At 42.8% G+C, this 17,707-nt stretch carries 16 protein-coding genes; 15 read left to right on the top strand and 1 reads right to left on the bottom strand.

The genetic code is table 11. The features are described 5' to 3' along the window. The first annotated feature begins 14 nt into the window (after positions 1-14). Genes DWY31_RS02530 through DWY31_RS02490 form a run of 9 tightly spaced genes read left to right on the top strand, consistent with a single transcriptional unit; the run spans position 15 to position 8,715 of the window. Positions 15-941 carry a DUF1385 domain-containing protein gene (locus DWY31_RS02530; RefSeq protein WP_117536751.1) on the top strand — a complete coding sequence of 309 codons (927 nt, stop codon included), beginning with the start codon at positions 15-17 and terminating at the stop codon, positions 939-941. Then, entirely contained in the window at positions 922-1,797 is an 876-nt protein-coding gene (prmC, locus tag DWY31_RS02525) for a peptide chain release factor N(5)-glutamine methyltransferase (RefSeq protein ID WP_021860806.1), read from the top strand. The genes DWY31_RS02530 and prmC overlap by 20 nt, the downstream gene beginning before the upstream one ends. A gap of 41 nt (positions 1,798-1,838) precedes the next feature. Continuing rightward, positions 1,839-2,912, top strand: coding sequence for a peptide chain release factor 1 (prfA, locus tag DWY31_RS02520; RefSeq protein ID WP_021860805.1), 1,074 nt, complete (start codon positions 1,839-1,841; stop codon positions 2,910-2,912). A gap of 55 nt (positions 2,913-2,967) precedes the next feature. Beyond that, entirely contained in the window at positions 2,968-3,870 is a 903-nt protein-coding gene (locus tag DWY31_RS02515) for a DUF2156 domain-containing protein (protein ID WP_118519447.1), read from the top strand. 22 nt (positions 3,871-3,892) lie between these two features. Then, the gene (locus DWY31_RS02510) at positions 3,893-5,086 is read left to right on the top strand and encodes a pyridoxal phosphate-dependent aminotransferase (RefSeq protein WP_118519446.1); all 1,194 of its coding nucleotides are present in this window, start codon (positions 3,893-3,895) and stop codon (positions 5,084-5,086) included. 35 nt (positions 5,087-5,121) lie between these two features. Next, positions 5,122-6,177 carry a histidinol-phosphate transaminase gene (gene hisC, locus DWY31_RS02505; RefSeq protein WP_118519445.1) on the top strand — a complete coding sequence of 352 codons (1,056 nt, stop codon included), beginning with the start codon at positions 5,122-5,124 and terminating at the stop codon, positions 6,175-6,177. A 9-nt stretch (positions 6,178-6,186) separates the two neighbouring features. Next, a complete protein-coding gene (locus DWY31_RS02500) occupies positions 6,187-6,699 on the top strand; it encodes a COG2426 family protein (protein ID WP_118519444.1) in 513 nt (170 codons plus the stop codon). A gap of 29 nt (positions 6,700-6,728) precedes the next feature. Then, positions 6,729-7,700, top strand: a complete 972-nt coding sequence (locus tag DWY31_RS02495) for a carbohydrate kinase family protein (protein ID WP_117536747.1) — start codon at positions 6,729-6,731, stop codon at positions 7,698-7,700. After that, entirely contained in the window at positions 7,684-8,715 is a 1,032-nt protein-coding gene (locus tag DWY31_RS02490) for a 3-deoxy-7-phosphoheptulonate synthase (protein WP_118519443.1), read from the top strand. Before DWY31_RS02495 ends, DWY31_RS02490 begins: the two co-directional genes overlap by 17 nt. Positions 8,716-8,764: 49 nt before the next feature. Here DWY31_RS02490 and DWY31_RS02485 read toward each other — a convergent pair whose 3' ends face one another. Beyond that, positions 8,765-9,124 (bottom strand): helix-turn-helix domain-containing protein, encoded by a 360-nt coding sequence (locus tag DWY31_RS02485; protein ID WP_118519442.1) that lies wholly within the window; start codon positions 9,122-9,124, stop codon positions 8,765-8,767. A 357-nt stretch (positions 9,125-9,481) separates the two neighbouring features. Here DWY31_RS02485 and DWY31_RS02480 point away from each other — a divergent pair, with 357 nt between their 5' ends. The 6 genes from DWY31_RS02480 (at position 9,482) to DWY31_RS02455 (ending at position 17,585) form a co-directional block, all read left to right on the top strand. Further along, the gene (locus DWY31_RS02480; RefSeq protein WP_118519441.1) at positions 9,482-9,715 is read left to right on the top strand and encodes a hypothetical protein; all 234 of its coding nucleotides are present in this window, start codon (positions 9,482-9,484) and stop codon (positions 9,713-9,715) included. A gap of 200 nt (positions 9,716-9,915) precedes the next feature. Continuing rightward, positions 9,916-10,377: a hypothetical protein gene (locus tag DWY31_RS02475; RefSeq protein ID WP_118519440.1), complete on the top strand. Its 462-nt coding sequence runs from the start codon at positions 9,916-9,918 to the stop codon at positions 10,375-10,377. 104 nt (positions 10,378-10,481) lie between these two features. Further along, positions 10,482-11,537 carry a flavodoxin-dependent (E)-4-hydroxy-3-methylbut-2-enyl-diphosphate synthase gene (gene ispG, locus DWY31_RS02470; RefSeq protein WP_021860795.1) on the top strand — a complete coding sequence of 352 codons (1,056 nt, stop codon included), beginning with the start codon at positions 10,482-10,484 and terminating at the stop codon, positions 11,535-11,537. Next, positions 11,530-16,077, top strand: a complete 4,548-nt coding sequence (locus DWY31_RS02465) for a PolC-type DNA polymerase III (RefSeq protein WP_118519439.1) — start codon at positions 11,530-11,532, stop codon at positions 16,075-16,077. The genes ispG and DWY31_RS02465 overlap by 8 nt, the downstream gene beginning before the upstream one ends. A gap of 72 nt (positions 16,078-16,149) precedes the next feature. Continuing rightward, entirely contained in the window at positions 16,150-17,016 is an 867-nt protein-coding gene (locus DWY31_RS02460; protein WP_118519438.1) for a DMT family transporter, read from the top strand. A gap of 5 nt (positions 17,017-17,021) precedes the next feature. Further along, entirely contained in the window at positions 17,022-17,585 is a 564-nt protein-coding gene (locus DWY31_RS02455) for a tRNA (mnm(5)s(2)U34)-methyltransferase (RefSeq protein ID WP_118519437.1), read from the top strand. Positions 17,586-17,707: the final 122 nt, after the last annotated feature.

Below are 17,707 nucleotides of genomic sequence, written 5' to 3'. Positions count from 1 at the left end.
TTAAAGGAGGCTTTATGAAGTCATCAGAAATCGGAGGCCAGGCAGTCATCGAAGGTATTATGATGCGCAACGGAGATGAATATGCCGTGGCAGTGAGAAAGCCGGACGGAGAAATCCATGTGAAGACGGAACATTATGAAGGGATTTCCGGTAAATGTGGGATACTTTCTAAGATTCCATTTATCCGGGGGATTTTTAAATTTGCAGATTCTATGGTTCTTGGAATCCGGACATTAATGTATTCGGCAGAATTTTTTGAGGAAGATGAAGAAGAACAGAAAAAGGAGCTGACAGCAAAAGAACAGGAGAAAAAAGAAAAACAGGATGCATGGGCAATGCGCGGTATGCTTGCGTTTTCTCTTGTATTTGCTGTTGTGATCTTTATGATGGTTCCGTATTTTCTGTCTTCATTGTTCAAAAATGTTATTCCGTCATACGAAATCCGGACACTGCTGGAGGGAGTGGTACGGATTCTGATATTTATTTTATATCTGGCACTGATTTCCAGAATGGAAGATATACAGCGCACGTTCATGTATCATGGTGCAGAGCATAAATGTATCAACTGTATTGAACATGGAATGGAACTGAATGTTGAAAATGTCCGCAAGAGTTCCAGACAGCACAAACGTTGCGGAACCAGCTTCCTGTTCCTGGTTCTTGCAATCAGTATTATTTTACTGCTTCTGATCCATGTGGATTCCATGGGGATGCGTGTTGTTGTAAGACTCCTGCTTCTGCCTGTAATTGCCGGAATTTCTTATGAGATCCTGCATCTGGCGGGAGACAGTGACGGTGCACTTATCAATCTTGTGAGCAAACCGGGACTTGCGATCCAGAAGCTGACAACGAAAGAACCGGATGACAGTATGATCGAAGTCGCGATCCAGGCAGTAGAAGCAGTGTTTGATTGGAGAGATTATGAACGGAAAAATTTTTAATCTGGAAGAGCTTTTTCGAAGTGGAAAAGAGAGACTGCGCGAAGCACAGATTGAAGAAGCAGATCTGGATGCGTGGTATCTGTTGGAATATATTACCGGAGTTACGAAGACGGCATATTATGGTAACCCCAAAGCAGATGTGCCGGAAGAACAGGCAGAAGAATACGAAGTCGCACTTGCAAAGCGCGCAGAGCACATTCCGTTGCAGCATATTACCGGGAGACAATACTTTATGGGATATGAATTCCTTGTAAATGATCAGGTACTTGTTCCTCGACAGGATACCGAGAATTTGGTAGAAGAAGCATATCGTCATATAAAAGAAAAATTAAAAAAAGAGCCGAATAAGAAAGTACAGGTTTTGGATGTGTGTACCGGCTCTGGCTGCATTTTACTAAGTCTTATGAAGCTGTGCGGACAGATCGAAGGAACTGGTGTGGATATATCCGAAGGCGCACTGGAAGTAGCGCGACAGAATGGAGAGAGACTTAAGGCGGATGCTGTATTCAGGAAGAGTGATTTGTTTGAAAATGTGGAAGGAGCATACGATATCATCGTTTCCAATCCACCGTATATCCGGAGTGCCGTAATCGAAGAGCTTGCCGATGAGGTAAAATTACATGATCCGTATATTGCGCTTGATGGGAAAGAAGACGGACTGTATTTTTACCGGAAGATTATTGCTCAGGCAGGAAAATACCTGAAACCGGGCGGATGGATCTTATTTGAGATCGGGCACGATCAGGCAGAAGAGGTATCCGCGCTTCTTGCGCAGGCGGGATACGACAAAATTGATGTGAAAAAGGATCTGGCAGGACTTGACCGTGTTGTCAGTGCAATGTACAATAAAGGGTAGCCTTGAAACAGGTGTGAAGAGAAGAAACAGGAGGAGAAAATATGTTTGACAAATTAGAAGATTTGCTCATTCGATTTGAAGAAATATTAAGCGAGCTTCAGGAGCCAGATGTTGCAAATGATCAGAACCGTTTCCGTAAACTGATGAAAGAGCAGAATGATTTGACTCCGATCGTTGAGGCTTATAAGGAATATAAAGCCTGCAAGCAGGCAATTGCAGATAGTCTTGAGATGTTAGATGAAGAGTCTGATGAAGAACTGAAAGAACTTGCAAAAGAGGAACTAAGTGAGTCCAAGAAGAGAGTGGAAGAATTAGAGCATGAGCTGAAGATCCTTCTTCTGCCTAAGGATCCGAACGATGACAAGAACGTTATAGTCGAAATCCGTGCAGGAGCAGGGGGAGATGAAGCTGCTTTATTTGCGGCTGAGATTTACCGTATGTATCTGCATTATGCAGAAGGACGCCGTTGGAAAGTTGAGATGATTTCATTAAATGAGAATGGAATCGGTGGATTCAAAGAGTGTGTATTTATGATCACAGGACAGGGCGCATATTCCCGTTTGAAATACGAAAGCGGTGTACATCGTGTACAGCGTGTGCCGGAGACAGAGAGCGGCGGGCGTATCCATACATCCACGATCACGGTAGCGATCATGCCGGAGGCAGAAGATGTAGACGTAGTGATTGATGACAAAGATATCCGTATTGACGTTATGCGTGCATCCGGTAACGGTGGACAGTGTGTCAATACAACAGACTCTGCGGTACGTCTGACTCACTACCCGACAGGAATCGTGATTTACAGCCAGACAGAGAAATCCCAGTTACAGAATAAGGAAAAAGCTTTCCGTTTGTTACGTTCCAAATTATACGATCTGGAGATGGAGAAGAAACAGGCATCTGAAGCAGAAGCAAGAAGAAGCCAGATCGGTACAGGAGACCGTTCTGAAAAGATCCGTACTTACAACTTCCCACAGGGACGAGTAACAGATCACCGTATCAAGCTGACACTGCATAAACTGGACTCTATTCTGAATGGAGATCTGGACGAGATCATCGACAGCCTTACAGCAGCAGACCAGGCAGCAAAGCTCGCGAATATGAACGAAGAGTAAAAATTATACGAATTGTTTATAACGAGATAAATGAACAAAATATAGAAGGAAGATTATGGAAGAATATCAGTTTAAAAAGGCAGCACTGGAAGACAAAGAGATCATTGATCACTATTTCAGGCATCATACCAGCCGGAGCTGCGAGAGAACTTTTGTAAATCTGTATCTCTGGTCAAGACAGTATCCGGTAAAATGGGCAGTCATAGAGAATACACTTGTATTCAAAAGTGAGGACGAGAATCACATTGCCTTTGCTTTTCCGGCAGGAAAAGATGAGGATGTGAAGAATGTGATCCCGGTTCTGGAAAGATACTGCGAAGACCGGGGACGTACATTTTCCATGTATAATGTGACACCGGATAATTTTGAACGTTTGCAGGAATGGTTCCCGGACAGATACCAGATCGAGTATGACCGTGACCAGGCGGATTATGTTTATGAGACTGAGAAGCTGGCAACCTTATCCGGTAAAAAATTACATGGCAAGCGAAACCATATTAATAAATTTAAAATTATGTATGAAGACCGCTGGAGCTACGAACCGATGACAAAGGGTAATGTGGAAGACTGTTTCCAGATGGCATTAAAATGGAGAAATGAAAACGGTTGTGAGGAAGATCTGGAGAAGAATGCAGAGATCTGTGTGACACTGAATTCACTCAGATTGTTTGAAGAACTGGGTCTGAAAGGCGGTGTACTCCGTATTGATGGAGAAGTAGCAGCCTTTACGGTAGGAGAACCAATCTGTTCGGATACTTTTTGTGTGCATATTGAGAAAGCATATGCAGAAGTACAGGGAGCATATCCTATGATCAACCAGCAGTTTGTATCACATGAGTGCATGGATTACAAATATGTAAACAGAGAAGAAGATACCGGGGCAGAAGGCTTAAGAAAGGCAAAGATGTCCTACCGTCCGGTGTTCATGGTGGAAAAAGGCACTGTGACAAGAAAATAAATAATAAAAAGGAGTGTGTAACATGATTGCAGAGAAGATGAAAGGAATGGTAGCAAACAGTTCTGCCATTCGTGCGATGTTCGAAGAAGGTAACAGACTGGCAGAGATATACGGGGCAGAGAACGTTTTTGATTTCAGCCTTGGCAATCCGAATGTGCCGGCTCCGGAAGCAGTAAAAAAAGCGATTATCGAGCTTGTAAGTGAGAGTGATCCGATCGTACTGCATGGCTACACAAACAGCAACAGCGGTTATGCAGATGTAAGAGAGACAATTGCAAATTCGCTGAATGAGAGATTCGGAACTTCTTTTGAAGGAAAGAATATCATCATGACAGTAGGGGCAGCAGGTGGCTTAAATGTTATTTTGAAGACACTGTTAAATCCGAGAGATGAAGTAATTGCGTTTGCACCATATTTCGGAGAATACCGTTCTTATACAAACAACTTTGACGGAGTACTGGTTGAAATTTCACCAGATAAAGAGACGTTCCAGCCGAAGCTTGATGAGTTCGAGCAGAAGATCACAGCAAAGACAAAAGCAGTCATTGTGAACACACCGAACAACCCGACAGGTGTTGTATATTCAGAAGATACAATTAAAAAAATGGCAGCGATCATGGAAGCAAAACAGAAAGAATTCGGAACAGAGATTTATCTGATTTCTGACGAACCATATCGTGAACTAGCATACGATGGAGTGGAAGTGCCATATCTGACGAAGTATTATGACAATACGATCGTAGGATATTCCTACAGTAAGTCGTTATCACTTCCTGGAGAACGCATTGGATATCTTGTGATTCCAGACGAAGTAACAGACAGTGAAACGGTATTGTCAGCAGCTAATGTAGCAAACCGTATTCTCGGATTTGTAAACGCACCGACATTGCAGCAGAAAGTCGTTGCAAAATGCATTAACGAGAAGACAGATCTGTCTTTCTATGACAGAAACAGAGAGACTTTATACAATGGACTTCTGGAGTGCGGATTTGAGTGTATCAAACCACAGGGAGCATTTTATCTGTTTGTAAAATCTCCAATTGCAGATGAGAAGGAATTTTGCAGCATTGCGAAGAAATACAATCTGCTCCTCGTTCCGGGAAGCTCTTTCGCATGCTCTGGATATGTAAGACTTGCATACTGTGTATCTTATGAAACAATTGTAAATTCTCTTCCGAAGTTCAAAGAGCTTGCAAAAGAGATGAAATGTATTTAGGCAGTTGTTAATGATGTACAGATAAAGGAGAATCTATGTATTCATTTGAAGAGAATATAAGGAAAGTAGAACCGTATGTTCCGGGAGAACAGCCGACCGGAAAAGTAATTAAATTAAATACAAACGAGAATCCGTATCCGCCGGCAAAAGGTGTGACAGAAGCGCTGGAGTCTATGAATACGGATCTTCTCCGCAAATACCCGGATCCGACAGCAGATATTCTTGTGAAAGAACTGGCAGATTTTTATAATGTCGGAGAGGAACAGGTATTTGTAGGAGTGGGATCGGATGATGTGTTATCCATGTGTTTCCTGACATTTTTTAATTCGGATAAGCCAATCTTTTTCCCGGATATCACGTATTCATTTTATGAAGTATGGGCGAACCTGTACCGCATCCCATATACGTGCAAGGAGCTGGATAAGAATTTTGAGATTGTTCCGGAAGATTATTACGGAGAAAATGGAGGCGTGATCTTTCCGAATCCGAATGCGCCGACCGGGCTTTATCAGGAACTTGATAAAGTGGAAGATATTATCCGACACAATCCGGATGTGATTGTAATTGTAGATGAGGCATATGTTGATTTTGCAGGAGAGTCAGCACGTTCACTGATTGACAAGTACGATAATCTGATCGTTGTGCAGACCTTTTCAAAAGCAAGATCCATGGCAGGCATGCGGATCGGATATGCGATCAGTAATCCGCATCTGATCAAATGCCTGAATGATGTAAAGTATTCATTTAACTCTTATACGATGAACCAGACATCACTGGTCTGCGGTGTCGAAGCTGTAAAAGACCGTGCACATTTTGAAGAAACGGTGCATAAAATTATCGAGACAAGAGAATGGGCAAAAGAAGAGCTGGCAAAACTTGGATTTGAGTTCCTTGATTCCAAGGCGAACTTTATCTTTGCAAAACATCCCGAATACGATGCAAAAGAACTTTTTGAAGCAATGAAAAAAGAGAATATCTATGTGCGTTTCTGGGGAAGCAGACGGATCGAGCAGTACATGCGGATTACAATAGGAACAAAAGAAGAGATGGAAACAATGTTTTCATTTCTTAAGAGATATATGAATAAATAGGAGAAGAATATGACAGAAACTTTAGTGCAGGGCCTGATACATGCCCTTAGAGGAAGCATGGGAAAAGAAGCAATCGTCTTTATCATTTCCATGATTCCGATCGTAGAACTTCGTGGTGCATTACTTGTTGCAGGACCAATTCTCGGTGTGCCGGTAGCAGAAGCGATTCCGCTTTCAATTATTGGAAATATCGTGCCGGTGCCTTTTATTCTGCTTCTGATCACACCGATCTTTGCATGGATGAAAGGAACGAAGAAGCTGAAACCACTGGTGGAAAAGCTGGAAACAAGAGCAATGAGCAAAAAAGACCAGATCGAGAAATATGAGTTCTGGGGACTTGTACTGTTTGTTGGTATTCCACTTCCGGGAACCGGAGCGTGGACAGGATCTCTGATCGCAGCGCTTCTGGGAATAAGATTCAAAAAAGCGTTTCCGGCAATCATGCTTGGAATCTGTATGGCAACTGTCATTATGTGGTTTGTTTCTTATGTCCTGCTTGGCGGCGTGCATTTGCTTGGATAGAGAAAAGAAGAAAAACGGGAGAGACTATTATGGATAAGATTTATGATGTAACAGCGATGGGCGAGATGCTGATCGATTTTACGAAAAACGGAGAGAGTGAACAGGGAAACGGTCTGTTTGAAGCATGTCCGGGCGGAGCGCCATGCAATGTTCTTGCAATGCTGAACAAGCTTGGCAGAAAGACTGCTTTTATTGGAAAAGTTGGAAATGACCAGTTTGGAAGACTTTTAAAAGATACGATCGATGCGATAGGGATTGAGACAAAAGGTCTGATCTTGGATGAAGAGATTAAGACAACACTTGCCTTTGTTCATACATTTCCGGACGGAGACAGGGAATTCTCTTTTTATCGTAAACCAGGTGCAGATATGATGCTGGAAGAAAAAGAAGTTGATGAAGAATTGATTCGCGGATCAAAAGTATTTCATTTCGGTACATTATCCATGACAGATGAGCCGGTTCGCACAGCGACAAAGAAAGCGCTCGAGACTGCAAAAGAAGCAGGATGTCTGATCACATTTGATCCGAATTTACGACCACCGTTATGGAAATCTCTGGATGAAGCAAAAGAGATGATGGAATATGGATTTACACAGTGTGATGTGTTAAAAATATCTGATAATGAGATTCAGTTTGTATCCGGAAAAGAAGACTATGATGAGGGAATTCAGTATTTACAGGATAAATATCACATTCCACTCATTTTCCTGACAATGGGAAAAGACGGAAGCCGTGCATATTACAAAGATATGCGTGTAGAAAAAGCGGGTTATCCGGTGAAAGCGATAGAGACAACCGGAGCAGGGGATACATTCTGCGGATGTGCGATCAATGGTGTGTTAAAATATGGAATCGATAATCTCACAGAAGAAAATCTGGAGGAAATCCTTCAGTACGCGAATGCCGGCGCAGCGCTTATTACATTAAAAAAAGGAGCTATCCGTTCCATGCCGGAACCGGAACAGATAGAAGAGATGATAAAAAATGGCAGTCAGAATTAATAAAGAACTTCCGTCACCGGCGGAATTAAAAAAAGAATATCCATTGTCGGATAAATTAAAAAACATTAAAGAAAAAAGAGATGAGATGATCAAGGATGTATTTGCCGGTAAATCCGATAAATTCCTTGTAATTGTCGGACCGTGCTCCGCGGATAATGAAGATGCGGTATGCGAATATGTAAACCGTCTTGCGAGAGTTAATGAAGAGGTCGAAGATCGTTTGATCCTGATCCCGCGTATTTATACAAATAAACCGAGGACAACCGGGGAAGGATACAAAGGAATGCTGCATCAGCCAGATCCGGAGAAAGCACCGGATCTGTACGCCGGAATCCTTTCCATCCGTAAGATGCATTTAAGAGCAATGGAAGAGACAGGGCTTACAGCGGCAGATGAGATGCTCTACCCGGAGAACAGAAGTTATCTGGATGATATTTTATCTTATGAGGCGATCGGTGCAAGATCTGTGGAAAATCAGCAGCATAGATTAACAGCAAGTGGAATGGACATCCCGGTAGGAATGAAGAATCCGACCAGCGGAAATCTTGCGGTTATGCTAAATTCCATTGTTGCAGCACAGAAAGGACATCGTTATATTTATCGCGGAATGGATGTGTCTACAAGCGGTAATCCTTATGCACATGCGATTCTGCGTGGTGGTGTAGATAAATACGGAATCTGTATTCCGAACTATCATTACGAAGACTGCATCCGCTTATATGACTTGTACCAGAAAAAAGATCTGGAGAATCCGGCAATTATTGTAGATGCCAACCATTCAAATTCGAATAAGAAATTCAAAGAACAGATCCGTATTACAAGCGAAATTCTGCACAGCAGAAGATACAATCCGGCTCTCAAAGATATGATAAAGGGTGTTATGATTGAGAGCTATCTGGAAGAAGGAAGACAGGATATCTGTGATCATATGACTTACGGAAAATCAATTACAGATCCGTGTCTTGGATGGGACGATACAAGAGATCTGATTCTGAAGATAGCAGAAGAATGTTAATAGGAAAATAAAAAATACGTATACTAAAATCTCGGTTTTGGTATACGTATTATTGTATTTTTAAGTGGGAAGTTGCTTCCCAGGACTCTAAGAGTTCCAAGTAATGTAACAACTCCTTTTTCGATTGGAGTGACAGCTTACGGTATCTTGTAAGCAGGAACGCTTCGGTCTGCGAAGTGTGCGGCTCATCAAAAGTGGTAATTTCAACAGGGGAATCATCAAGCAGATAATCTACGCTGACATGGAACAAATCTGCCATAACATTCAGTTTGTCATGGGAAGGTTCTCGGCTTTTTGTTTCATATCCGGCAACAGTAGAACGTGCAACATTTAAAGCGGCGGCAAGCTGAGCCTGTGTCATGTGATTTTGTCCGCGTAAAGCTTTTAATTTTTCAGCGAATGATGCCATAATACGTTACCGCCTTTCTGGATGATGTTAGGGTGATGCCAGACGAATTGTTCCGTACTTCGTACTCACACAATTCTACCCAATATTCGCATATCGTGAAGCTTACGCTCCGTTTTTATGCTTATATCGGGGCGGGTCACTAAGCCATAAAACCACTCACATGCAAGCACGTCGTGGCTTTAGGCTATTGACCCTGGCATTTATATACATTGTAACAATTGTTTCGATAAAGAACATAGAATGTGCCGATACTCAACAATAAGCAGAACAAAAGTTCCGAAACGCGACACAAATGAGACATGAAAGGAACAAATCAGCTGGCATCATAAATTTATTATATAGAAAGGAAGCGATATTATGCGTCAGGAAAGATTTAAGATGGAAAGAGAAGGACTGGTTGAAGAAGGTCAGGAGGTTGTGATCAGCGAGAGAAGCGCCGTGACCGGTCAGTATACTTATCTGGTAGAGCCGTCAGTTGCAATGTCCGGCATTTACCGTACAAGAGAGCGTATCATGTCCCGAAAAGGGACTATCAAGGAAATCGAGAAGACAGAGAGAGGCTTTTATCTCGTAGTGGAGATGGAGGAATAAAGTTATTTACACAGGGACAGACAAGAAATTTCACCGGATGATAATTCCCCAAAATAAAAAATCTCCATTATGACTAAGAAAATTCAATAGAGGGAACATTATTTTGGAAAAGACACAAGGCGCTTGCCATTGACACCCGATTGGAAAAAACTTATAATTTGTATAAAACATATTAGTATTATACGGAAGGACGAAGATAGATGTTTATAGCAAAAAATGATGAAGAACAAAGAAGCAGAATCTGGAGGGCAGTCGTACTGGTTTCAACTGCGCTGATCATCCTGATTGCAATCTTCCTGCTGACGAAGATGTTCACTTCCAATCCGGTAGAAGGAACCTGGAAGGATGAGAATGGAAGAATGGATCTGAGTATCCATGGCAGCGGTTCGGCAGATGTGACGCTGTTAGATTTCCAGGAGCAGGACAAAGTAGAAGTGCCTTTAGCTTATTCGATTGATAAGGATGCGAAGACGATTACATTTTCCTATGATGACGCGAAGTTAAAAAGCGTAGCTGATAAGTCTAAGGGTGCATATAGCGAAAATGACCTGGAGACAGCTCTTGAATCGCTGGCATCGACTTACACGTACAGTGTTGACCAGGAGTGTCTGACACTTACGGAGAGCGAATATGGCGATCAGATGGTATTAGATAAGGAATAATTAAGATCCCTCTATTTTTCCTGTTCAAAGGAACGGGTGATAGAGGGTTTTTCCGACATTTAGAGAGAAAAGAAACAGAATAATTGCGGTTAAGGAGAGAAATTATGACAAGAGAACGTACGAAAGTAGTACAGATTGGAAATGTGAAGATCGGTGGAGGAAATCCGATTGCAATTCAGTCTATGACGAATACGAAGACAGAAGATGTAGATGCAACGGTTGCACAGATCCATGCGCTGGAGAAAGCAGGGTGTGAGATTATCCGCTGCGCTGTGCCAACGATAGAAGCGGCGGAAGCACTTGGAAAAATCAAGAAGCAGATTCATATTCCATTGGTGGCGGACATTCACTTTGATTACCGATTGGCGATTGCTGCGATTGAGAATGGCGCAGATAAGATCCGTATCAATCCGGGAAATATCGGGGATGCATCCCGCGTGCAGGCAGTGGTAGATAAGGCAAAAGAACATGGCATCCCAATCCGTGTCGGGGTAAACAGCGGTTCTCTGGAGAAGAATCTGGTAGAGAAATACGGTGGCGTTACAGCTGAAGGCCTGGTTGAGAGTGCCATGGATAAAGTACATATGATTGAAGAGATGGGTTATGACAATCTGGTTGTCAGCATCAAATCTTCCGATGTACTGATGTGTGTGAAAGCGCATGAGCTGATCGCTGACCAGTGTAAATATCCATTACATGTAGGTATTACAGAGTCCGGTACTTTACTTGCCGGAAATATTAAGTCATCCATTGGGCTCGGTCTGATCCTGCATCAGGGAATCGGAGATACGATCCGTGTATCACTGACCGGAGATCCGACAGAAGAGATCAAGTCTGCAAAATTAATTTTAAAGACACTCGGACTTCGTAAAGGTGGAATCGAAGTTGTGTCCTGTCCGACCTGCGGAAGAACGAAGATCGATCTCATAGGTCTTGCAAATCAGGTAGAGCAGATGGTAGCTGATATTCCGCTTGATATCAAAGTTGCGGTGATGGGCTGTGTCGTAAACGGACCGGGAGAAGCAAAAGAAGCAGATATAGGAATCGCCGGAGGAATCGGAGAAGGACTTCTGATCAAGAAGGGCGAGATTGTGAAGAAAGTAAAAGAAGATGAGTTGTTAGAAACATTAAGATGGGAGCTTTTACACTGGAATGAATAAAAAATTTTTTGAAGTATTTCCAACATTAAAGGTGAAAGATGATATGCGTCTGTTATTACAGGACGTAGAAGTTAGCAAAGTCACGACGAATTCTAATCGTGACTTTGTCCGTATTCATATAGAAAGTGCACATTTGCTTCAGAAGAAGATGATCTACCGTGTGGAATCTATGGTAAAGGAGCAGTTATTCGGAAAAAACAGACTCCAGATAGAGGTAAAAGAGCAGTATCATTTATCGGCACAGTATACGCCGGAGAATCTGCTTAACGAGTATCTGGACAGTATTCTGGAAGAACTGGGGGCGGAGAGTGTCGTAGAGCGCAGCATGATGCAGAGCGCTACGTGGTCTTTTGATACGGAAAATGTACTGAGACTCCAGCTTACAGATACAATTGTTGCAAAGGGCAAGAAAGAGCATCTCGTACATTATCTGGAGCGGATATTTGCAGAGCGTTTTTGCTGTCCGATTGAAGTACACGTTACATATAAGAAAGCAAAAGACAGCAAATTAAAATACAATGACCAGAAGATTCAGCAGGAAGTAGAAGCAATTCTGGAACACACAGCGGCAGTGAGAGAAGAAAATGCCGGTCAGGAAGCGGAAGCTTCGGACGAAGATAAGAAAAAAGAAACGAAAAAAGAGGAAAAGAAAGCAGCAGCGGTGCAAAAGTCTGCATCAAAACCAATGACTGGTGGAAAAGGTAAGAAATTTTCCGGAAACTTTGGTAAAAAAGAGCGGTTTTCTCCATTTAAGCGGAATCCGGATGATCCGAATCTGCTCTATGGACGTGATTTTGAGGATGATCCGATCGAGTTATCCACAGTTGTAGGTGAGATGGGTGAGATTACCTTCCGTGGCAAAGTCATTGAATTTGATACCCGTGAGATCCGTAATGAGAAGACAATTGTCATGTTCGCAGTGACAGATTTTACCGATACGATCATGGTTAAGATGTTTGTAAGAAATGAGCAGCTCCCAGATGTATTAGGTGATATCAAGAAAGGCGCTTTTCTGAAAATCAAGGGTGTAACAACGATCGATAAATTTGACGGAGAACTGACAATCGGTTCGGTAACCGGAATCCGCAAGATCAGTGATTTCACAGAATCCAGAATGGATACTGCGCCGGAGAAACGTGTGGAGCTTCACTGCCATACAAAGATGAGCGATATGGACGGTGTCTCTGAGGTAGTTGATATTCTGAAGCGTGCCCATGAATGGGGACACAAGGCGATCGCAATCACAGACCACGGCGTGGTACAGGCATTCCCAATTGCCAATCATTTTATTGAAGGATTGGATAAAGACGATCCATTTAAGGTGATTTACGGAGTGGAAGGTTATCTGGTTGATGACCTGCAGGATGTTGCAGTGAATGAAAAAGGGCAGAGCCTGAATGGCACATATGTAGTATTCGACCTTGAGACGACCGGATTCAGCTCAATCAAGGACAAGATTATCGAGATTGGTGCTGTAAAGGTGGAAAATGGAGTGATTACTGACAAATTCAGTACATTTGTCAATCCGAAAGTGCCGATTCCGTTTGAAATTACGAACTTGACGGGCATTACCGATGACATGGTTATGGAAGCGCCGGATATCGAGACAATCCTGCCTCAGTTCCTCGAATTTGTCGGAGATGCGGTACTGGTGGCACACAATGCAAGCTTTGATGTAAGCTTTATTGAACAGAATTGCAGATATCAGGACATCACACCGGATTTTACATCGGTAGACACGGTAGCGATGGCGAGAATCTTACTGCCGACTTTATCGAAGTTTAAGTTGAATGTTGTGGCGAATGCACTGCACATTTCTCTGGAAAATCATCACCGCGCTGTTGATGATGCGGGAGCGACGGCAGAGATTTTCGTAAAATTTGTGGAAATGCTGCGCGCCAGAAATATTAAGACGTTGACGAAATTAAACCAGTTTGGAGCGCAGAATAAGGATGCGATTAGGAAATTACCGTCCTATCATGTAATTATTCTTGCAAAGAACCAGACCGGTCGTGTGAATCTTTACAAACTGGTGTCGGAGTCACATCTGGACTTTTATGCGAGACGCCCGCGTATTCCGAAGAGTGAGTTGTCAAAATACAGAGAAGGCTTGATTGTAGGAAGCGCCTGCGAAGCGGGAGAGCTGTATCAGGCGATCTTAAATGATAAGTCTGAACAGCGGATTTCCAGAATTGTCAACTTCTATGATTATCTGGAAGTACAGCCACTTGGAAACAACGAATTCATGATCGACAGCCCGAAGATTACGAAGGTAAACAGTGAGGAAGATTTGCGTGAGATCAACCGGAAGATTATTGCGTTAGGTGAAAAGTTCAATAAGCCGGTTGTGGCAACCTGTGATGTGCATTTTCTGAATCCGGAAGATGAAGTGTACCGCCGGATCATTATGGCGGGTAAGGGATTCCCGGATGCGGATAACCAGCCGCCGCTGTATCTGCACACAACGGATGAGATGTTAGAAGAATTTGAATACCTCGGTTCTGCGAAAGCAAGAGAAATCGTAATAGAGAATCCGAACCGGATTGCCGATATGATCGAACGGATTTCCCCGGTGCGTCCGGATAAGTGCCCGCCGGTTATCCCGGATTCGGATAAGACGTTGCGTGAGATCTGTTATAATAAAGCGCACTCCATGTACGGAAAGGAACTTCCACCGGTTGTTACGGAACGTCTGGAGAGAGAGCTGAACTCTATTATTTCCAACGGATTCGCTGTTATGTATATTATCGCACAGAAGCTGGTATGGAAATCAAATGAGGACGGCTATCTGGTAGGTTCCCGTGGATCCGTAGGATCTTCTTTCGTTGCTACGATGGCGGGAATCACGGAAGTTAATCCGCTGAGCCCGCATTATTACTGCCCGAATTGTCATTACAGTGATTTTGATTCGGATGAAGTGCGTGCGTATGCCGGAGGCTGTGGATGGGATATGCCGGATAAGAACTGCCCGAAATGTGGCACACCGTTGATCAAAGATGGTTTTGACATTCCATTTGAGACTTTCCTTGGATTCAAAGGAAATAAAGAGCCGGATATTGACCTGAACTTCTCCGGTGACTACCAGAGTAATGCGCATAAATATACAGAAGTTATTTTCGGAGCAGGTCAGACTTACCGTGCCGGAACGATCGGTACGCTGGCAGATAAGACAGCGTTCGGTTATGTGAAGAATTATTATGAAGAGCGCGGAAAGGGAAAGAGAACCTGTGAGATCAATCGTATTGTAGGTGGATGTACCGGTATCCGCAGAAGTACCGGACAGCATCCGGGTGGTATTATCGTACTTCCACTGGGTGAGGATATTAACTCGTTCACTCCGGTGCAGCATCCGGCAAATGATATGACAACAGATATTATCACAACACATTTTGATTACCATTCCATCGACCACAACTTATTGAAGCTGGACATTCTCGGACATGATGATCCGACAATGATCAAGACGCTGGAGGAATATATCAGCTCGCCGGCGATGGACAATGAATACAATGAAACAGATCACAAATTTGTAGCGACGGATATTCCGCTGGATGATCCGGACGTAATGTCACTCTTCCACGATACATCGGCGCTTGGAATCGCACCGGATGATATCGGAGGCTGTCCGGTTGGCTGCCTTGGTATTCCGGAGTTTGGAACGGATTTCGTTATCCAGATGGTTGTCGATACGAAACCAAAGACGTTATCGGATCTGATCCGTATCTCCGGTCTGTCTCACGGAACGGATGTATGGCTGAATAATGCGCAGGATCTTATCAAGAGTGGCAAGGCAACGATTTCCACAGCAATCTGTACGCGAGATGATATTATGACGTATCTGATCAATAAAGGACTGGACAGTGAGGAATCCTTTACGATTATGGAACGTGTGCGAAAGGGAACAGTAGCAAAGGGAAAATGTAAAGAGTGGCCGGACTTTAAGAAAGATATGATCGACCATGATGTACCGGACTGGTATATCGGTTCCTGCGAGAAGATCAAATATATGTTCCCGAAAGCCCATGCGGCTGCATATGTCATGATGGCATACAGAATTGCTTATTGTAAAGTTAATTATCCGCTGGCATATTATGGCGCTTATTTTGGAATCCGTGCTAATGCATTTTCTTATGAAAAAATGTGTCAGGGTAAGGAAAAGCTGCAATATTATATCAATGACTATACAAGAAGATCTTCCTCGCTTACGAATAAAGAGCAGGATGAGATGAAGGATATGCACATCGTGCAGGAAATGTATGCGAGAGGATTTGAATTTATGCCAATCGATATTTATAAAGCGAAAGCGACAAAGTTCCAGATCATTGACGGAAAACTGATGCCGCCGTTCTCTACGATTGATGGAATGGGAGATAAGGCTGCAGAGGCAGTAGAAGTTGCCGCAAAAGATGGTCCATATCTGTCCAGGGATGATTTCAGACAGCGTACAAAAGCAAGTAAGACGGTTATTGATACGATGAATGATCTTGGATTGTTTGGAGAACTGCCGGAATCCAACCAGTTATCATTGTTTGATTTTTAAACGGATATTTTAAATCATCATTACAGAAATATAATGAAAAGAAAGTAAAAAAGATAAAGGAGTCAGTAAGACATGGAAAGTAAGAAACGGTACAAAGGAATTATATGTATTATCATGTCAGCTTTTTGTTTTGCATTGATGAGTTTCTTTGTACGAATGGCAGGAGATTTACCACCGATACAAAAAAGTTTCTTTAGAAACTTTGTGGCGGCTATTTTTGCCGGCGTTATATTAATGAAGAATGGAGTACCATTTCACTGTAAAAAAGAAAATTTAGGCTATATGCTTGGAAGATCCATCTGTGGAACGATTGGAATCCTCTGTAATTTCTATGCAGTAGATCATCTGGTGCTGGCAGATGCATCGATGTTAAATAAGATGTCTCCATTTTTTGCAGTAATCTTCAGCTACTTTCTGTTAAAAGAAAAGATTACGGTGCCACAGGGATTATTTGTAATCGGTGCATTTGTGGGAAGTTTATTTGTGATCAAACCGACATTCAGCAATATGGATCTGCTCCCTTCCCTGATCGGACTGTGTGGAGGAATCGGTGCAGGAGCGGCATATACGATGGTAAGAAAACTTGGAGAGCGGGGAGAAAAGGGACCGTTTATTGTATTTTTCTTCTCTACCTTTTCCTGTGTTGTGACGTTGCCATGGCTGCTTTTTGACTATCATCCGATGAGTCTTGCACAGATCGGGATTCTGCTGTTTGCAGGATTGTCGGCGGCAGGAGGCCAGTTCTCTATTACAGCAGCATATTGCTATGCTCCGGCGAGAGAGATCTCTGTTTATGATTATTCACAGATTATCTTCTCGGCAGGACTTGGATTTTTCTTCTTCGAACAGATCCCGGATCTGTTAAGCTGGATCGGCTATGCAGTCATCTGTCTGATGGCAGTAGCAATGTTTTTATATAACAATCGCAGAACGGAGTAAAAGATATGAGACAGTCACAGATTACACAGTGGTGTCAGGCGATCATAGAATCGCAGGCAGTAAAAGAAGGCCTGTATATCGATGCAACAATGGGAAAAGGTGGAGATACCGCCTTCTTATGCAGACTTGCAGGTGAAAATGGACATGTTCTTGCATTTGATGTGCAGGAAAAAGCGCTCCATCTTACAAAAGAGCGTCTTACAAAAGAAGAACTTGCAGACCGGGCAGAGCTTTATCTGTGCGGACATGAGCATATGGCAGAATATGCAGGAGAAGAGACTGTGGATGTGATCTGCTTTAATTTTGGATATCTGCCGGGTGGAGATCATAAGGTTGCAACCCATGCTGAAACCAGTATGCAGGCAATCCTGCAAGGATTGAAACTTTTGAAGCGTGGAGGGATGATGAGTCTCTGCATATACAGTGGCGGCGATACCGGTTTTGAAGAAAAAGATGCAATTCTGAATCTGTTGCGTACACTGCCGTCAAGAGAATATACAGTGATCGCAAATGAGTATTATAATAGAAAAAATAATCCGCCTATGCCAGTGTTTATTTTTAAATCATGATATACGAGTAGAATTGTGGAAGTATGAAGTATGGAGCAATTCGTATGGCATAATAATATACAAGTAGAGATGAGCAAAACACATTAATTCAAAAGTAGGACGTGGCAGTTAGTTTCCATAAA

The organism is Dorea sp. AF24-7LB, assembly GCF_003478575.1.
GTDB lineage: Bacteria > Bacillota > Clostridia > Lachnospirales > Lachnospiraceae > Dorea_D > Dorea_D hominis.
Note: the sequence above shows the minus strand (reverse complement) of the source record. Positions and strands in the feature narration are given on the sequence as shown.

What these genes read in the sequence shown, in the direction of transcription:
- DWY31_RS02530 (WP_117536751.1), top strand. Translation starts at nt 15, where the DNA reads ATGAAGTCATCAGAAATCGGAGGCCAGGCAGTCATCGAAGGTATTATG.
- prmC (WP_021860806.1), top strand. Translation starts at nt 922, where the DNA reads ATGAACGGAAAAATTTTTAATCTGGAAGAGCTTTTTCGAAGTGGAAAA.
- prfA (WP_021860805.1), top strand. Translation starts at nt 1,839, where the DNA reads ATGTTTGACAAATTAGAAGATTTGCTCATTCGATTTGAAGAAATATTA.
- DWY31_RS02515 (WP_118519447.1), top strand. Translation starts at nt 2,968, where the DNA reads ATGGAAGAATATCAGTTTAAAAAGGCAGCACTGGAAGACAAAGAGATC.
- DWY31_RS02510 (WP_118519446.1), top strand. Translation starts at nt 3,893, where the DNA reads ATGATTGCAGAGAAGATGAAAGGAATGGTAGCAAACAGTTCTGCCATT.
- hisC (WP_118519445.1), top strand. Translation starts at nt 5,122, where the DNA reads ATGTATTCATTTGAAGAGAATATAAGGAAAGTAGAACCGTATGTTCCG.
- DWY31_RS02500 (WP_118519444.1), top strand. Translation starts at nt 6,187, where the DNA reads ATGACAGAAACTTTAGTGCAGGGCCTGATACATGCCCTTAGAGGAAGC.
- DWY31_RS02495 (WP_117536747.1), top strand. Translation starts at nt 6,729, where the DNA reads ATGGATAAGATTTATGATGTAACAGCGATGGGCGAGATGCTGATCGAT.
- DWY31_RS02490 (WP_118519443.1), top strand. Translation starts at nt 7,684, where the DNA reads ATGGCAGTCAGAATTAATAAAGAACTTCCGTCACCGGCGGAATTAAAA.
- DWY31_RS02485 (WP_118519442.1), bottom strand. Translation starts at nt 9,124, where the DNA reads ATGGCATCATTCGCTGAAAAATTAAAAGCTTTACGCGGACAAAATCAC.
- DWY31_RS02480 (WP_118519441.1), top strand. Translation starts at nt 9,482, where the DNA reads ATGCGTCAGGAAAGATTTAAGATGGAAAGAGAAGGACTGGTTGAAGAA.
- DWY31_RS02475 (WP_118519440.1), top strand. Translation starts at nt 9,916, where the DNA reads ATGTTTATAGCAAAAAATGATGAAGAACAAAGAAGCAGAATCTGGAGG.
- ispG (WP_021860795.1), top strand. Translation starts at nt 10,482, where the DNA reads ATGACAAGAGAACGTACGAAAGTAGTACAGATTGGAAATGTGAAGATC.
- DWY31_RS02465 (WP_118519439.1), top strand. Translation starts at nt 11,530, where the DNA reads ATGAATAAAAAATTTTTTGAAGTATTTCCAACATTAAAGGTGAAAGAT.
- DWY31_RS02460 (WP_118519438.1), top strand. Translation starts at nt 16,150, where the DNA reads ATGGAAAGTAAGAAACGGTACAAAGGAATTATATGTATTATCATGTCA.
- DWY31_RS02455 (WP_118519437.1), top strand. Translation starts at nt 17,022, where the DNA reads ATGAGACAGTCACAGATTACACAGTGGTGTCAGGCGATCATAGAATCG.